Origin of the sequence: Escherichia sp. HH26CH, from assembly GCF_009820205.1 — a bacterium.
Classification (GTDB): Bacteria; Pseudomonadota; Gammaproteobacteria; order Enterobacterales; family Enterobacteriaceae; genus Escherichia; species Escherichia coli_F.
This window is the reverse complement of sequence record NZ_VNXM01000040.1, coordinates 53,158-69,623: the sequence shown is the minus strand read 5'-3', so window position 1 is coordinate 69,623 and position 16,466 is coordinate 53,158. Positions and strand designations below refer to the sequence as shown.

General features: G+C 52.1%; 16 protein-coding genes. 14 read left to right on the top strand and 2 right to left on the bottom strand.

All coding sequences use genetic code 11. The annotated features are described in order from the left end of the window. Positions 1-48 precede the first annotated feature (48 nt). Positions 49-3,234, bottom strand: a complete 3,186-nt coding sequence (gene rne / locus FQ015_RS14330; RefSeq protein ID WP_160524202.1) for a ribonuclease E — start codon at positions 3,232-3,234, stop codon at positions 49-51. A 572-nt stretch (positions 3,235-3,806) separates the two neighbouring features. On the opposite strand from rne, the gene rluC reads away from it, so the two are divergent. Beyond that, positions 3,807-4,766: a 23S rRNA pseudouridine(955/2504/2580) synthase RluC gene (gene rluC, locus FQ015_RS14325; protein WP_000846356.1), complete on the top strand. Its 960-nt coding sequence runs from the start codon at positions 3,807-3,809 to the stop codon at positions 4,764-4,766. Positions 4,767-4,877: 111 nt separating this feature from the next. Here the strand turns inward: rluC and yceF are convergent, their stop codons facing one another. Continuing rightward, positions 4,878-5,462, bottom strand: a complete 585-nt coding sequence (gene yceF, locus FQ015_RS14320; protein WP_001125202.1) for a 7-methyl-GTP pyrophosphatase — start codon at positions 5,460-5,462, stop codon at positions 4,878-4,880. 198 nt (positions 5,463-5,660) lie between these two features. Between yceF and yceD the strand changes: the two genes are divergently transcribed. From yceD to FQ015_RS14255, 13 genes are all read left to right on the top strand, one after another. Then, a complete protein-coding gene (gene yceD / locus FQ015_RS14315; protein WP_001174481.1) occupies positions 5,661-6,182 on the top strand; it encodes a 23S rRNA accumulation protein YceD in 522 nt (173 codons plus the stop codon). A gap of 51 nt (positions 6,183-6,233) precedes the next feature. Continuing rightward, positions 6,234-6,407, top strand: a complete 174-nt coding sequence (gene rpmF / locus FQ015_RS14310) for a 50S ribosomal protein L32 (RefSeq protein WP_000290727.1) — start codon at positions 6,234-6,236, stop codon at positions 6,405-6,407. 80 nt (positions 6,408-6,487) lie between these two features. Next, entirely contained in the window at positions 6,488-7,558 is a 1,071-nt protein-coding gene (gene plsX / locus FQ015_RS14305; protein ID WP_072039644.1) for a phosphate acyltransferase PlsX, read from the top strand. A 67-nt stretch (positions 7,559-7,625) separates the two neighbouring features. Further along, the gene (fabH, locus tag FQ015_RS14300) at positions 7,626-8,579 is read left to right on the top strand and encodes a beta-ketoacyl-ACP synthase III (RefSeq protein WP_000288127.1); all 954 of its coding nucleotides are present in this window, start codon (positions 7,626-7,628) and stop codon (positions 8,577-8,579) included. Positions 8,580-8,594: 15 nt separating this feature from the next. Further along, positions 8,595-9,524, top strand: coding sequence for an ACP S-malonyltransferase (fabD, locus tag FQ015_RS14295; RefSeq protein WP_000191372.1), 930 nt, complete (start codon positions 8,595-8,597; stop codon positions 9,522-9,524). Positions 9,525-9,536: 12 nt separating this feature from the next. After that, positions 9,537-10,271: a 3-oxoacyl-ACP reductase FabG gene (gene fabG, locus FQ015_RS14290; protein ID WP_001008535.1), complete on the top strand. Its 735-nt coding sequence runs from the start codon at positions 9,537-9,539 to the stop codon at positions 10,269-10,271. Between the two features lie 210 nt (positions 10,272-10,481). Beyond that, positions 10,482-10,718, top strand: coding sequence for an acyl carrier protein (gene acpP, locus FQ015_RS14285; protein ID WP_000103754.1), 237 nt, complete (start codon positions 10,482-10,484; stop codon positions 10,716-10,718). 87 nt (positions 10,719-10,805) lie between these two features. Next, a complete protein-coding gene (fabF, locus tag FQ015_RS14280) occupies positions 10,806-12,047 on the top strand; it encodes a beta-ketoacyl-ACP synthase II (RefSeq protein ID WP_000044678.1) in 1,242 nt (413 codons plus the stop codon). Between the two features lie 119 nt (positions 12,048-12,166). Continuing rightward, a complete protein-coding gene (pabC, locus tag FQ015_RS14275; protein WP_032302863.1) occupies positions 12,167-12,976 on the top strand; it encodes an aminodeoxychorismate lyase in 810 nt (269 codons plus the stop codon). A 2-nt stretch (positions 12,977-12,978) separates the two neighbouring features. Further along, the gene (gene yceG / locus FQ015_RS14270; RefSeq protein WP_000756841.1) at positions 12,979-14,001 is read left to right on the top strand and encodes a cell division protein YceG; all 1,023 of its coding nucleotides are present in this window, start codon (positions 12,979-12,981) and stop codon (positions 13,999-14,001) included. After that, entirely contained in the window at positions 13,991-14,632 is a 642-nt protein-coding gene (gene tmk / locus FQ015_RS14265; protein WP_039021667.1) for a dTMP kinase, read from the top strand. The genes yceG and tmk overlap by 11 nt, the downstream gene beginning before the upstream one ends. Continuing rightward, the gene (gene holB / locus FQ015_RS14260) at positions 14,629-15,633 is read left to right on the top strand and encodes a DNA polymerase III subunit delta' (RefSeq protein WP_001267966.1); all 1,005 of its coding nucleotides are present in this window, start codon (positions 14,629-14,631) and stop codon (positions 15,631-15,633) included. The genes tmk and holB overlap by 4 nt, the downstream gene beginning before the upstream one ends. 10 nt (positions 15,634-15,643) lie before the next feature. Beyond that, entirely contained in the window at positions 15,644-16,441 is a 798-nt protein-coding gene (locus tag FQ015_RS14255; RefSeq protein ID WP_105287897.1) for a metal-dependent hydrolase, read from the top strand. The last annotated feature ends 25 nt before the right edge of the window (positions 16,442-16,466 follow it).

Below are 16,466 nucleotides of genomic sequence, written 5' to 3'. Positions count from 1 at the left end.
ATAAAAAAGCCCTGGCAGTTACCAGGGCTTGATTACTTGAGCTAATTATTACTCAACAGGTTGCGGACGCGCAGGAGCGGCAGATGCATGATGCGTTGCCGTATGACCACCTGCGGCACCTTTACCTTCGAAGGTAAAAGCAGGGCGCTGCCAATCACTGTGACGCGGTGCCTCCGGAACATATTCCGGTGCCGGAGCACGCGTCATTGGCGCGGTAGCGTGGTTATGCTCAACGGTGACCTCAGGTTCAACCGCAGCTACCGTTTCAACTTCTGCTGCGACTTCAGCGACGACTGGCGCGGCAGGTTGAGCAACAACTTCAGGCTCAGCAACCACAACCTCAGCAGTTTCGGCAACTTCTTCAATATCAGCCGTCTCTTCCTGCGGTTCAACCACCGGTTCTGCGTGTTCTGCAACTTCCTGGGCTACGGCAACATCAGACTCGGTAATCACCTGCGGCTGTTCAGTTACCGCGGCGGCAATCACTTCAGGATGCGTCGTTTCAACCACTTCCGGTTGCGGTTCGGCAACCTGAACGGGGGCTTCTACGACTTCAGCCACTTCTTCAACAATCGGTGCGCTAACAACCGGTTCGACAGCGGCGGCGACAGGGACCTCAGTCACCATCGGTTGCACTTGTACTTCTTCCTGTTCGCGCTGCTCTTCAACCTGTACATCTTGCGGACGTACAATCGGATAGCGGATCCAGACTTTGCCAGAGGCCAGTTCCGGAGACGCGCACGCTACGGTTAACGGCATTGGCGACTGGGTCGGATAACGCTCGTCACGATAGCGACGACGACGCTGACCACTCACGCGCAGGTGACGAGGCGAGCGGCGAGAGCGACGCGGCATGCCACCGTTATCACGGTTATCAGCATTGTTCTCTTCCTGCTGTTCCGGCGCAGTTTGCGCTACGACTGGCAGCGGGACTTTCGCCAGTTCTGTACGCGGAGCAGGCACTTCCTGAACGATGGTTTCGGCAGCGGCAGTTTCTTCAACCACTGGTGCGGCTACCGTTTCTTCGGCTACGCTTTGCTCGTAACGCACTTTCTGATTCAGCTGGCGCTGTTTACGACGCGGCTGAACCGGACGTACACGTTCTTCCTGTTCGGTTTCCTGAACAGATTGCTCTTCAACATTCAGCGCTTTCGCTTCTTGTTGCGCCTGACGTTTATCATCATTACGGCGGCGGCTACGTTCACGACGCGGCGCTTGCTGCTCGTCGGTGGTACGCGCTTTTTCCGTTACCTCAGCCTGCTGACGGCTCTCACGCGTCTCGGCAGTCTGCTGCTGTGCCTGGCGACGATTACGACGGTTTTCTTCGCGATTATCGCTGCCTTCAGTACGTTCACTACGGGTGTCGCGGCGCTCATTACGGTCACGGCGGTTGTTCTGACGAGGCTTGCGACGATCCTGTTGACGTTCCGGTTTCGCTTCTGCTTTCGGTGCTGGTTGCTCGGCCGGTTTGGTTTCTTCACCACCGCTGAACAGCGCTTTCAGTGCGCCGAAGAAGCGGCTCAACAACCCTGGTTGTGCAGGAGATGCTGGTGTTGCCGTTGCAGCTTTAGGTGCTGGGGCTACGACAGGCGCGGCAGGTTCAGCTGGCGTTGGCGCTGGCGGCACATCCGGCATGGCAAAGGTAGCCAGCGCAGGTTGTTCAGGACGCTTACGTTCAGCGAACTCTTCTTCAGACGGCAGCGCCATCGCTTCTTCATGCAGCTTCGGCAGCATGTAGCTTAAGGTTGGGGTTTCTTCCCCTTTGCGCACGCGCAGCACATGGTAGTGCGGGGTTTCCATCTGATCGTTTGGCACAATCACACAGCGCACGCCGTCCTGACGAGTTTCAATCGCATTCACTGCAGAACGTTTTTCATTCAGCAGGTAAGAAGCTATTGGCACAGGAACAATGGCGTGAACTTCCTGGGTGTTCTCTTTCAGCGCTTCTTCTTCGATCAGACGCAGAATAGAGAGCGACAGCGATTCGTTGTCACGCACGGTACCGGTACCGGAGCAGCGCGGGCAGACGTGATGGCTGGATTCACCCAATGATGGGCTCAGGCGCTGACGGGACATTTCCAGCAGACCAAAGCGAGAAATATGGCTGATTTGAATACGTGCACGGTCCTGACGCACCGCTTCACGCAGACGGTTTTCTACCGCACGCTGGTGGCGGACTGGCGTCATGTCAATGAAGTCGATAACAATCAGGCCGCCGAGGTCACGCAGGCGCAGCTGACGAGCAATCTCATCGGCAGCTTCGAGGTTGGTGTTAAACGCGGTTTCTTCGATATCGCCGCCGCGGGTTGCGCGTGCGGAGTTGATATCGATGGCAGTTAACGCTTCAGTGCTGTCGATAACAATAGAACCACCAGACGGCAGACGGACTTCACGCTGGAAGGCGGACTCGATCTGCGACTCGATCTGGTAGTGGCTGAACAGCGGAATTTCACCAGTGTACAGCTTGATTTTGCTGCTGAAATCCGGGCGACCTAATGCAGCGATATGCTGACGCGCCAGTTCGAGCACTTTCGGGTTATCGATAAGGATTTCGCCGATGTCCTGACGTAAGTAATCGCGGAATGCGCGAACGATTACGTTGCTCTCCTGATGGATCAGGAACGGGGCAGGGCGGCTTTCAGCGGCTTTTTTGATAGCTTCCCAGTGTTTCAGACGGAAGCTTAAATCCCATTGCAGCGCCTCAGCAGATTTGCCGACGCCAGCGGTGCGCACGATAAGCCCCATGCCTTCCGGCAGTTCAAGGCTTGCCAGTGCTTCTTTTAATTCGGTACGGTCGTCGCCTTCGATACGGCGAGAAATACCACCCGCGCGCGGGTTGTTCGGCATCAGAACCAGATAGCTACCTGCCAGGCTGATAAAGGTGGTCAGTGCTGCGCCTTTGTTACCGCGCTCTTCTTTATCGATCTGAACAATAACTTCCTGACCTTCACGCAACACATCTTTAATGTTGGGACGGCCATGAGCACTGTAGTTAGCAGGGAAATATTCGCGGGCAATTTCTTTAAGTGGGAGGAAACCGTGACGTTCAGCGCCGTAATCAACAAAAGCAGCTTCCAGACTCGGTTCAATGCGGGTGATTTTACCTTTGTAGATGTTTGCCTTTTTCTGTTCGTGCCCTGGACTTTCGATATCCAGGTCATACAGACGCTGCCCATCTACAAGGGCAACGCGCAACTCTTCCTGCTGAGTTGCGTTGATTAACATTCTTTTCATCGTAACTTACTCATTATTCTTACATTGACGACTAAGCTGCGGGCAAAGTAACGCCTTTCCGGGTGTGAACCGATGGCCTCGTGTCTAGTCGCGTCGCCAACCTCACGGTTATCGTCAGCTCAAAGAGGCGCAGAGTGTCGGTTGCCCGTTTTTCATGCGGAAAAACAGCGCAATTATCAAAGAAACAGACTGGGTATTACTCTCCAGAAATATTTCCATCTACCGGTAAGGACTGCAACCCGCAGCCCGCTAACTGCCTGAAAGATCAATACGTCTTACGCCATTGCTGCGTGGATGATCGGTCGGGCAAAATGGGTTATTCCGTAAAATTTCTTGTTTTAACAAGGATGGACACGGAAACGTTCTCATTATTCCACTGCAAGCCTTGTTATAGCAAGATGACTTTTACCATTTATCACCCGCTTACTCACAGTTTTTTCACTTCTTAATGGTGATTGGTTTAATAACCATCAATAAAGTGATCACGTAGTGAAGTAATAAGGTGCAAAACTAAATATAAGCATAGAAAAATGAGTGGCGCGAATCCTGTTGGCTAATTAGAATCGCCCACCATGAAAACAGAGACTCCATCCGTAAAAATTGTTGCTATCACCGCTGACGAAGCGGGGCAACGTATCGATAACTTTTTGCGTACCCAATTGAAAGGCGTACCAAAAAGTATGATTTACCGTATTTTGCGTAAAGGCGAAGTGCGGGTGAACAAAAAACGTATTAAGCCTGAATATAAACTCGAAGCGGGTGATGAGGTGCGTATCCCACCGGTTCGCGTTGCTGAGCGGGAAGAAGAGGCGGTTTCGCCACATCTGCAAAAGGTGGCAGCGCTGGCGGACGTCATCTTATATGAAGATGAGCATATCCTGGTGCTGAATAAACCTTCCGGTACGGCGGTACATGGCGGCAGTGGTTTAAGCTTCGGCGTTATCGAAGGTTTGCGGGCGTTGCGCCCGGAAGCGCGGTTCCTTGAACTGGTTCATCGTCTCGACCGGGACACTTCCGGTGTGTTGCTGGTAGCGAAAAAACGCTCGGCGTTGCGTTCTCTGCATGAGCAATTACGTGAAAAAGGGATGCAAAAAGATTACCTGGCGCTGGTGCGCGGTCAGTGGCAGTCGCATGTGAAGAGCGTACAAGCGCCGTTGCTGAAAAATATTCTGCAAAGCGGCGAACGTATCGTGCGTGTGAGTCAGGAAGGTAAACCGTCGGAAACACGCTTTAAAGTGGAAGAACGCTATGCATTTGCCACCCTGGTGCGTTGTAGCCCGGTAACTGGGCGTACTCATCAGATCCGTGTGCATACACAGTATGCGGGTCATCCGATTGCCTTTGACGATCGCTACGGTGACCGTGAATTTGATAGACAGCTCACTGAAGCAGGCACGGGATTAAATCGTCTGTTCCTGCACGCCGCAGCGTTGAAGTTTACCCATCCGGGAACCGGTGAGGTGATGCGTATCGAAGCGCCGATGGATGAAGGTTTGAAGCGTTGTTTGCAAAAGCTGCGTAACGCGCGCTAATACAAGCATATAAACCTGATAATGGGCGGTTGGCCTGATAAGGCGTTTACGCCGCATCAGGCCGCCAGCACCGATTGCCGGATGCGACATACCTGCATCCGGCGTAAAAAACTATCCCATTAGCGGGTTTTTCCCTTCCCGACGTAACATCTGACACAGCGCGATTAGCGGTAAACCAACCAGCGTGTTAGGGTCACGCCCTTCTAAACGCTCAAACAGCGTAATGCCAAATCCTTCACTCTTAAAGCTACCCGCGCAGTGCAGGGGATGCTCCTTACGCACGTAATTATCAATCTCCGCCTCGCTCAGGTGACGGAAATGGACGTCAAAAGGCTCCACTTCTGTTTGCAGATGCCCATTCGCCGAATTAAACAACGCCAGTCCAGTATAGAAGGTGACGATATTGCCGCTGGCTTTGCGTAATTGCAGACGGGCATTTTCTTCCGTTAACGGTTTACCGGTGATTTCGCCATCAAGAACACATACCTGGTCTGAACCAATAATTAAATGATCCGGATAACGTGACGCCAGAGATTGCGCTTTTTCTTGTGCCAGTCGAAGCACCAACTGTCGCGGTGATTCGTCGCTGCGTGGGGTTTCGTCGACCTCGGGTGCTGCACATTCAAAAGAGATTTGCAGTTTTTCCAGAAGAGCGCGACGCCAGGGCGAGGTGGAGGCTAAAATAAGTTTAGGCATATTTTTTTCCATCAGATATAGCGTATTGATGATAGCCATTTTAAACTATGCGCTTCGTTTTGCAGGTTGATGTTCGTTATCAGCACTGAACGAAAATAAAGCAGTAACCCGCAATGTGTGCGAATTATTGGCAAAAGGCAACCACAGGCTGCCTTTTTCTTTGACTCTATGACGTTACAAAGTTAATATGCGCGCCCTATGCAAAAGGTAAAATTACCCCTGACTCTCGATCCGGTTCGTACGGCTCAAAAACGCCTTGATTACCAGGGTATCTATACCCCTGATCAGGTTGAGCGCGTCGCCGAATCCGTAGTCAGTGTGGACAGTGATGTGGAATGCTCCATGTCGTTCGCTATCGATAACCAACGTCTCGCAGTGTTAAACGGCGATGCGAAGGTGACGGTAACGCTCGAGTGTCAGCGTTGCGGGAAGCCGTTTACTCATCAGGTCTACACAACGTATTGTTTTAGTCCTGTGCGTTCAGACGAACAGGCTGAAGCACTGCCGGAAGCGTATGAACCGATTGAGGTTAACGAATTCGGTGAAATCGATCTGCTTGCAATGGTTGAAGATGAAATCATCCTCGCCTTGCCGGTAGTTCCGGTGCATGATTCTGAACACTGTGAAGTGTCCGAAGCGGACATGGTCTTTGGTGAACTGCCTGAAGAAGCGCAAAAGCCAAACCCATTTGCCGTATTAGCCAGCTTAAAGCGTAAGTAATTGGTGCTCCCCGTTGGATCGGGGATAAACCGTAATTGAGGAGTAAGGTCCATGGCCGTACAACAGAATAAACCAACCCGTTCCAAACGTGGCATGCGTCGTTCCCATGACGCGCTGACCGCAGTCACCAGCCTGTCTGTAGACAAAACTTCTGGTGAAAAACACCTGCGTCACCACATCACTGCCGACGGTTACTACCGCGGCCGCAAGGTCATCGCTAAGTAATCACGCGTCTGCGTGATGAAGCTTAGTGAGGATTTTCCCCAGGCAACTGGGGAAAGACCAAACCGGGCGGCGACGATACCTTGACACGTCTAACCCTGGCGTTAGATGTCATGGGAGGGGATTTTGGCCCTTCCGTGACAGTGCCTGCAGCATTGCAGGCACTGAATTCTAATTCGCAACTCACTCTTCTTTTAGTCGGCAATCCCGACGCCATCACGCCATTACTTGCTAAAGCTGACTTTGAACAACGTTCGCGTCTGCAGATTATTCCTGCGCAGTCAGTTATCGCCAGTGATGCCCGGCCTTCGCAAGCTATCCGCGCCAGTCGTGGGAGTTCAATGCGCGTGGCCCTGGAGCTGGTGAAAGAAGGTCGAGCGCAAGCCTGTGTCAGTGCCGGTAATACCGGGGCGCTGATGGGGCTGGCAAAATTATTACTCAAGCCCCTGGAGGGGATTGAGCGTCCGGCGCTGGTGACGGTATTACCGCATCAGCAAAAGGGCAAAACGGTGGTCCTCGATTTAGGGGCCAACGTCGATAGTGACAGTACAATGTTGGTGCAATTTGCCATTATGGGCTCAGTTCTGGCTGAAGAGGTGGTGGAAATTCCCAATCCTCGCGTGGCGTTGCTCAATATTGGTGAAGAAGAAGTAAAGGGTCTCGACAGTATTCGGGATGCCTCAGCGGTGCTTAAAACAATCCCTTCTATCAATTATATCGGCTATCTTGAAGCCAATGAGTTGTTAACTGGCAAGACAGATGTGCTGGTTTGTGACGGCTTTACAGGAAATGTCACATTAAAGACGATGGAAGGTGTTGTCAGGATGTTCCTTTCTCTGCTGAAATCTCAGGGTGAAGGGAAAAAACGGTCGTGGTGGCTACTGTTATTAAAGCGTTGGCTACAAAAGAGCCTGACGAGGCGATTCAGTCACCTCAACCCCGACCAGTATAACGGCGCCTGTCTGTTAGGATTGCGCGGCACGGTGATAAAAAGTCATGGTGCGGCCAATCAGCGAGCTTTTGCGGTCGCGATTGAACAGGCAGTGCAGGCGGTGCAGCGACAAGTTCCTCAGCGAATTGCCGCTCGCCTGGAATCTGTATACCCAGCTGGTTTTGAGCTGCTGGACGGTGGCAAAAGCGGAACTCTGCGGTAGCAGGACGCTGCCAGCGAACTCGCAGTTTGCAAGTGACGGTATATAACCGAAAAGTGACTGAGCGTACATGTATACGAAGATTATTGGTACTGGCAGCTATCTGCCCGAACAAGTGCGGACAAACGCCGATTTGGAAAAAATGGTGGATACCTCTGACGAGTGGATTGTCACTCGTACCGGCATCCGCGAACGCCACATTGCTGCACCAAACGAAACCGTTTCAACCATGGGCTTTGAAGCGGCGACACGCGCAATTGAGATGGCGGGCATTGATAAAGACCAGATTGGCCTGATCGTTGTGGCAACGACTTCTGCTACGCACGCTTTCCCGAGCGCAGCATGTCAGATTCAAAGCATGTTGGGTATTAAAGGTTGCCCGGCATTTGACGTTGCAGCAGCTTGCGCAGGTTTCACCTACGCGTTAAGCGTAGCCGATCAATACGTGAAATCTGGGGCGGTGAAGTATGCTCTGGTCGTCGGTTCCGATGTACTGGCGCGCACCTGTGATCCAACAGATCGCGGGACTATTATTATTTTTGGCGATGGCGCGGGCGCTGCGGTGTTGGCTGCCTCTGAAGAGCCGGGAATCATCTCTACCCATCTGCACGCCGATGGTAGCTATGGTGAATTGCTGACGCTGCCTAATGCTGACCGTGTGAATCCAGAGAATTCAATTCATCTGACGATGGCGGGCAACGAAGTCTTCAAGGTTGCGGTAACGGAACTGGCTCACATCGTTGATGAGACGCTGGCGGCAAATAATCTTGACCGTTCTCAACTGGACTGGCTGGTTCCGCATCAGGCTAACCTGCGTATTATCAGTGCAACGGCGAAAAAACTCGGCATGTCGATGGACAATGTCGTGGTGACGCTGGATCGCCACGGTAATACCTCTGCGGCCTCTGTCCCGTGCGCGCTGGATGAAGCTGTACGTGACGGGCGCATTAAGCCGGGGCAGTTGGTTCTGCTTGAAGCCTTTGGCGGTGGATTCACCTGGGGCTCCGCGCTGGTTCGTTTCTAGGATAAGGATTAAAACATGACGCAATTTGCATTTGTGTTCCCTGGACAGGGTTCTCAAACCGTTGGAATGCTGGCTGATATGGCGGCGAGCTATCCCATTGTCGAAGAAACGTTTGCTGAAGCTTCTGCGGCGCTGGGTTATGACCTGTGGGCGCTGACTCAGCAGGGGCCAGCCGAAGAACTTAATAAAACCTGGCAAACTCAGCCAGCGCTGTTGACTGCATCAGTTGCGCTGTACCGCGTATGGCAGCAGCAGGGCGGTAAAGCACCAGCGATGATGGCCGGTCACAGCCTCGGGGAATACTCTGCGCTGGTTTGCGCTGGTGTGATTGATTTCGCTGATGCGGTGCGTCTGGTTGAGATGCGCGGCAAGTTCATGCAAGAAGCCGTACCGGAAGGAACGGGCGCTATGGCGGCAATCATCGGTCTGGATGATGCGTCTATTGCGAAAGCGTGTGAAGAAGCTGCAGAAGGTCAGGTGGTTTCTCCGGTAAACTTCAACTCTCCAGGCCAGGTGGTAATTGCGGGACATAAAGAAGCCGTTGAGCGTGCTGGAGCTGCCTGTAAAGCTGCAGGCGCAAAACGCGCGCTGCCGTTGCCAGTGAGCGTACCGTCTCACTGTGCGCTGATGAAACCGGCAGCCGACAAACTGGCAGTAGAATTAGCGAAAATCACCTTTAACGCACCAACAGTTCCTGTTGTGAATAACGTTGATGTGAAATGCGAAACCAATGGTGATGCCATCCGTGACGCACTGGTACGTCAGTTGTATAACCCGGTTCAGTGGACGAAGTCTGTTGAATACATGGCAGCGCAAGGCGTAGAACATCTCTATGAAGTCGGCCCGGGCAAAGTGCTTACTGGCCTGACGAAACGCATTGTCGACACCCTGACCGCCTCGGCGCTGAACGAACCTTCAGCGATGGCAGCGGCGCTCGAGCTTTAAAAGAGGAAAATCATGAATTTTGAAGGAAAAATCGCACTGGTAACCGGTGCAAGCCGCGGAATTGGCCGCGCAATTGCTGAAACGCTCGCAGCCCGTGGCGCGAAAGTTATCGGCACTGCGACCAGTGAAAATGGCGCTCAGGCGATCAGTGATTATTTAGGTGCCAACGGCAAAGGTCTGATGTTGAATGTGACCGATCCAGCATCTATCGAATCTGTTCTGGAAAAAATTCGCGCAGAATTTGGTGAAGTGGATATCCTGGTCAATAATGCCGGTATCACTCGTGATAACCTGTTAATGCGAATGAAAGATGAAGAGTGGAACGATATTATCGAAACCAACCTTTCATCTGTTTTCCGTCTGTCAAAAGCGGTAATGCGCGCTATGATGAAAAAGCGTCATGGTCGCATTATCACTATCGGTTCTGTGGTTGGTACCATGGGAAATGGCGGTCAGGCCAACTACGCTGCGGCGAAAGCGGGCTTGATCGGCTTCAGTAAATCACTGGCGCGCGAAGTTGCGTCACGCGGTATTACTGTAAACGTTGTTGCTCCGGGCTTTATTGAAACGGACATGACACGTGCGCTGAGCGATGACCAGCGTGCGGGTATCCTGGCGCAGGTTCCTGCGGGTCGCCTCGGCGGTGCACAGGAAATCGCCAACGCGGTTGCATTCCTGGCATCCGACGAAGCAGCTTACATCACGGGTGAAACTTTGCATGTGAACGGCGGGATGTACATGGTCTGACCGCGATTTGCACAAAATGCTCATGTTGCGCGCAGTCTGCGTGGTTATGAGTAATAATTAGTGCAAAATGATTTGCGTTATTGGGGGGTAAGGCCTCAAAATAACGTAAAATCGTGGTAAGACCTGCCGGGATTTAGTTGCAAATTTTTCAACATTTTATACACTACGAAAACCATCGCGAAAGCGAGTTTTGATAGGAAATTTAAGAGTATGAGCACTATCGAAGAACGCGTTAAGAAAATTATCGGCGAACAGCTGGGCGTTAAGCAGGAAGAAGTTACCAACAATGCTTCTTTCGTTGAAGACCTGGGCGCGGATTCTCTTGACACCGTTGAGCTGGTAATGGCTCTGGAAGAAGAGTTTGATACTGAGATTCCGGACGAAGAAGCTGAGAAAATCACCACCGTTCAGGCTGCCATTGATTACATCAACGGCCACCAGGCGTAAGTGAACATCTCCAGGCGGTCGTTCGACCGCCTGAGTTTTATCTTTTTGTCCCACTAGAATCATTTTTTCCCTCCCTGGAGGACAAACGTGTCTAAGCGTCGTGTAGTTGTGACCGGACTGGGCATGTTGTCTCCTGTCGGCAATACCGTAGAGTCTACCTGGAAAGCTCTGCTTGCCGGTCAGAGTGGCATCAGCCTAATCGACCATTTCGATACTAGCGCCTATGCAACGAAATTTGCTGGCTTAGTAAAGGATTTTAACTGTGAGGACATTATCTCGCGCAAAGAACAGCGCAAGATGGATGCCTTCATTCAATATGGAATTGTCGCTGGCGTTCAGGCCATGCAGGATTCTGGCCTTGAAATAACGGAAGAGAACGCAACCCGTATTGGTGCCGCAATTGGCTCCGGGATTGGCGGCCTCGGACTGATCGAAGAAAACCACACATCTCTGATGAATGGTGGCCCACGTAAGATCAGCCCATTCTTCGTTCCGTCAACGATTGTGAACATGGTGGCAGGTCATCTGACTATCATGTATGGCCTGCGTGGCCCAAGCATCTCTATCGCGACTGCCTGTACTTCTGGCGTGCACAACATCGGTCATGCTGCGCGTATTATCGCGTATGGCGATGCTGACGTGATGGTTGCAGGTGGCGCAGAGAAAGCCAGTACGCCGCTGGGCGTTGGTGGTTTTGGCGCGGCACGTGCATTATCTACCCGCAATGATAACCCGCAAGCGGCGAGCCGCCCGTGGGATAAAGAGCGCGATGGTTTCGTACTGGGCGATGGTGCCGGTATGCTGGTACTGGAAGAGTACGAACACGCGAAAAAACGCGGGGCGAAAATTTACGCTGAACTCGTTGGCTTTGGTATGAGCAGCGATGCTTACCATATGACGTCACCGCCAGAAAACGGCGCAGGCGCAGCTCTGGCAATGGCAAATGCTCTGCGTGATGCAGGCATTGAAGCGAGTCAGATTGGCTACGTTAACGCGCACGGTACTTCTACACCGGCTGGCGATAAAGCTGAAGCGCAGGCTGTTAAAAGCATCTTCGGTGAAGCTGCCAGCCGTGTGTTGGTGAGCTCCACGAAATCTATGACCGGTCACCTGTTAGGTGCGGCGGGTGCAGTAGAGTCTATCTACTCCATCCTGGCACTGCGCGATCAGGCTGTTCCGCCAACCATCAACCTGGATAATCCGGATGAAGGTTGCGATCTGGATTTCGTACCGCACGAAGCGCGTCAGGTTAGCGGAATGGAATACACGCTGTGTAACTCCTTCGGCTTCGGTGGTACTAATGGTTCTTTGATCTTTAAAAAGATCTAAGTTGTCATTTCCCACCCTTATAAAAGGTCCGCTTGCGGGCCTTTTTTCTTAGCTTTTATTCCGACTTGTTCTGTAGTGAACATGCTGCCACACTAACAATTCTCTGATAAGGAGCCGGTATGTTCTTAATTAACGGTCATAAACAGGAATCGCTGGCAGTAAGCGATCGAGCAACGCAGTTTGGTGATGGTTGTTTTACCACCGCCAGAGTTATCGACGGTAAAGTCAGTTTGTTATCGGCACATATCCAGCGACTACAGGATGCTTGCCAGCGGTTGATGATTTCCTGTGACTTCTGGCCTCAGCTTGAACAAGAGATGAAAACGCTGGCAGCAGAACAGCAGAATGGTGTGCTGAAGGTCGTGATCAGTCGCGGTAGTGGCGGGCGAGGGTACAGCACATTGAACAGCGGACCGGCAACGCGGATTCTCTCCGTTACGGCTTATCCTGCACATTACGATCGTTTGCGTAACGAGGGGATGATGTTGGCGCTAAGCCCGGTGCGGCTGGGGCGCAATCCTCATCTTGCAGGTATTAAACATCTTAATCGGCTTGAACAAGTATTGATTCGCTCTCATCTTGAGCAGACAAATGCCGATGAGGCGTTGGTCCTTGACAGCGAAGGGTGGGTTACGGAATGCTGTGCGGCTAATTTGTTCTGGCGGAAGGGCAATGTAGTTTATACGCCGCGACTGGAGCAGGCAGGTGTTAACGGCATTATGCGACAATTCTGTATCCGTTTACTGGCACAATCCTCTTATCAGCTTGTCGAAGTGCAAGCCACTCTGGAAGAGGCGTTGCAGGCAGATGAGATGGTTATTTGTAATGCGTTAATGCCAGTGATGCCCGTACGTGCCTGTGGCGATGTCTCCTTTTCGTCAGCAACGTTATATGAATATTTAGCCCCACTTTGTGAGCGCCCGAATTAGTCATGAAAAAAGTGTTATTGATTATCTTGTTATTGCTGGTGGTACTGGGTATCGCCGCTGGTGTGGGCGTCTGGAAGGTTCGCCATCTTGCCGACAGCAAATTGCTTATCAAAGAAGAGACGATATTTACCCTGAAGCCAGGGACCGGACGTCTGGCGCTCGGTGAACAGCTTTACGCCGATAAGATCATCAATCGCCCACGGGTTTTTCAATGGCTGCTGCGTATCGAACCGGATCTTTCTCACTTTAAAGCCGGGACTTACCGCTTTACACCGCAGATGACCGTACGTGAGATGCTGAAATTGCTGGAAAGCGGTAAAGAAGCACAGTTCCCTCTGCGACTGGTAGAAGGGATGCGTTTGAGCGATTACCTCAAGCAATTGCGTGAGGCCCCGTATATCAAACACACGCTGAGCGACGATAAGTACGCCACCGTAGCGCAGGCACTTGAACTGGAAAACCCGGAGTGGATTGAAGGTTGGTTCTGGCCAGACACCTGGATGTATACCGCCAATACCACCGATGTCGCGTTACTCAAGCGAGCGCACAAGAAAATGGTGAAAGCGGTCGATAGCGCCTGGGAAGGGCGTGCGGACGGTCTGCCTTATAAAGATAAAAACCAGTTGGTGACGATGGCATCAATTATCGAAAAAGAAACCGCCGTTTCCAGCGAACGCGATCAGGTTGCCTCGGTATTTATCAACCGTTTACGCATTGGTATGCGCCTGCAGACCGACCCGACCGTGATTTACGGGATGGGAGAGCGTTATAATGGCAAACTTTCTCGTGCAGACCTGGAAACGCCGACAGCGTATAACACCTATACCATTACCGGTTTGCCGCCAGGTGCGATAGCGACGCCGGGGGCGGATTCGCTGAAGGCTGCTGCGCATCCGGCAAAAACGCCGTATCTCTATTTTGTGGCCGATGGTAAAGGTGGTCACACGTTTAATACCAATCTTGCCAGTCATAACAAGTCTGTGCAGGATTATCTGAAAGTGCTTAAGGAAAAAAATGCGCAGTAAGTATATCGTCATTGAGGGGCTGGAAGGCGCAGGCAAAACTACCGCGCGTAACGTGGTGGTTGAGACGCTCGAGCAACTGGGTATCCGCGACATGGTTTTCACTCGGGAACCTGGCGGTACGCAACTTGCCGAAAAGTTAAGAAGCCTGGTGCTGGATATCAAATCGGTAGGCGATGAAGTCATTACCGATAAAGCCGAAGTTCTGATGTTTTATGCCGCGCGCGTTCAACTGGTAGAAACGGTCATCAAACCTGCGCTGACTAACGGCACCTGGGTGATTGGCGATCGCCACGATCTCTCCACTCAGGCGTATCAGGGCGGCGGACGTGGTATTGACCAACATATGCTGGCAACATTGCGTGATGCTGTTCTCGGGAATTTTCGCCCCGACTTAACGCTCTATCTCGATGTTACCCCGGAAGTTGGCTTAAAACGCGCGCGTGCGCGCGGCGAGCTGGATCGTATTGAGCAAGAGTCTTTCGATTTCTTTAATCGCACCCGCGCCCGCTATCTGGAACTGGCAGCACAAGATAAAAGCATTCATACCATTGATGCCACCCAGCCGCTGGAGTCCGTGATGGATGCAATCCGCACTACCGTGACCAATTGGGTGAAGGAGTTGGACGCATGAGATGGTATCCATGGTTACGACCTGATTTCGAAAAACTGGTAGCCAGCTATCAGGCCGGAAGAGGTCACCATGCGCTACTCATTCAGGCGTTACCGGGTATGGGCGAGGATGCTTTAATCTACGCCCTGAGCCGTTATTTACTCTGCCAACAACCGCAGGGCCACAAAAGTTGCGGTCACTGTCGTGGATGTCAGTTGATGCAGGCTGGCACGCATCCCGATTATTACACCCTGGCTCCCGAAAAAGGGAAAAATGCGCTGGGCATTGATGCGGTACGTGAAGTCACCGAAAAGTTAAATGAGCACGCACGCTTAGGTGGTGCGAAAGTTGTCTGGGTAACCGATGCTGCCTTACTGACTGACGCCGCGGCTAACGCATTGCTGAAAACGCTTGAAGAGCCGCCAGCAGAAACCTGGTTTTTCCTTGCTACCCGCGAGCCTGAACGTTTACTGGCAACATTACGTAGTCGTTGTCGGTTACATTACCTTGCGCCGCCGCCGGAACAGTACGCCGTGACCTGGCTTTCACGCGAAGTGACAATGTCACAGGATGCATTACTTGCCGCATTGCGCTTAAGCGCCGGTTCGCCTGGTGCGGCACTGGCGTTGTTTCAGGGAGATATCTGGCAGGCTCGTGAAACATTGTGTCAGGCGCTGGCATATAGCGTGCAATCGGGCGACTGGTATTCGCTGCTAGCGGCCCTTAATCATGAACAAGCTCCGGCGCGTTTACACTGGCTGGCAACGTTGCTGATGGATGCGCTAAAACGCCATCATGGCGCTGCGCAGGTGACCAATGTTGATGTGCCGGGCCTGGTCGTCGAACTGGCAAACCATCTTTCTCCCTCGCGTCTGCAGGCTATACTGGGGGATGTTTGCCACATTCGTGAACAGTTAATGTCTGTCACAGGTATTAACCGCGAGCTTCTCATCACCGATCTTTTACTGCGTATTGAGCATTACCTGCAACCGGGCGTTGTGCTACCGGTTCCTCATCTTTAAGAGAGACATCATGTTTTTAGTCGACTCACACTGCCATCTCGATGGTCTGGATTATGAATCTTTGCATAAGGACGTGGATGACGTTCTGGCGAAAGCCGCCGCACGCGATGTGAAATTTTGTCTGGCAGTCGCCACAACATTACCGGGTTATTTACACATGCGGGATCTGGTAGGCGAACGTGACAACGTCGTATTTTCTTGTGGCGTGCATCCACTCAACCAGAATGATCCCTACGATGTAGAAGATTTACGCCGTCTGGCGGCAGAAGAGGGCGTTGTTGCGCTGGGTGAAACCGGGTTGGATTATTATTACACGCCGGAAACTAAAGTACGGCAGCAAGAGTCCTTCATCCATCATATCCAGATTGGTCGTGAACTGAACAAGCCGGTTATCGTCCACACCCGTGACGCCCGCGCCGATACGCTGGCAATTCTGCGCGAAGAAAAAGTGACGGATTGCGGTGGCGTACTACACTGTTTTACAGAGGACAGAGAAACGGCGGGTAAATTACTGGATCTCGGATTTTACATCTCCTTTTCCGGCATTGTGACCTTCCGTAATGCGGAGCAACTGCGCGATGCCGCGCGTTATGTCCCCCTCGATCGGTTACTGGTAGAAACTGACTCACCTTACCTTGCACCGGTTCCGCATCGAGGAAAAGAGAATCAACCTGCGATGGTTCGTGACGTTGCAGAATACATGGCTGTGTTGAAAGGTGTTGCCGTTGAAGAACTGGCGCAGGTAACCACCGATAACTTCGCCCGTCTGTTTCACATCGACGCTTCCCGCCTTCAATCCATCCTTTGAATGAGTTTTTTTAAAGCTCGTAATT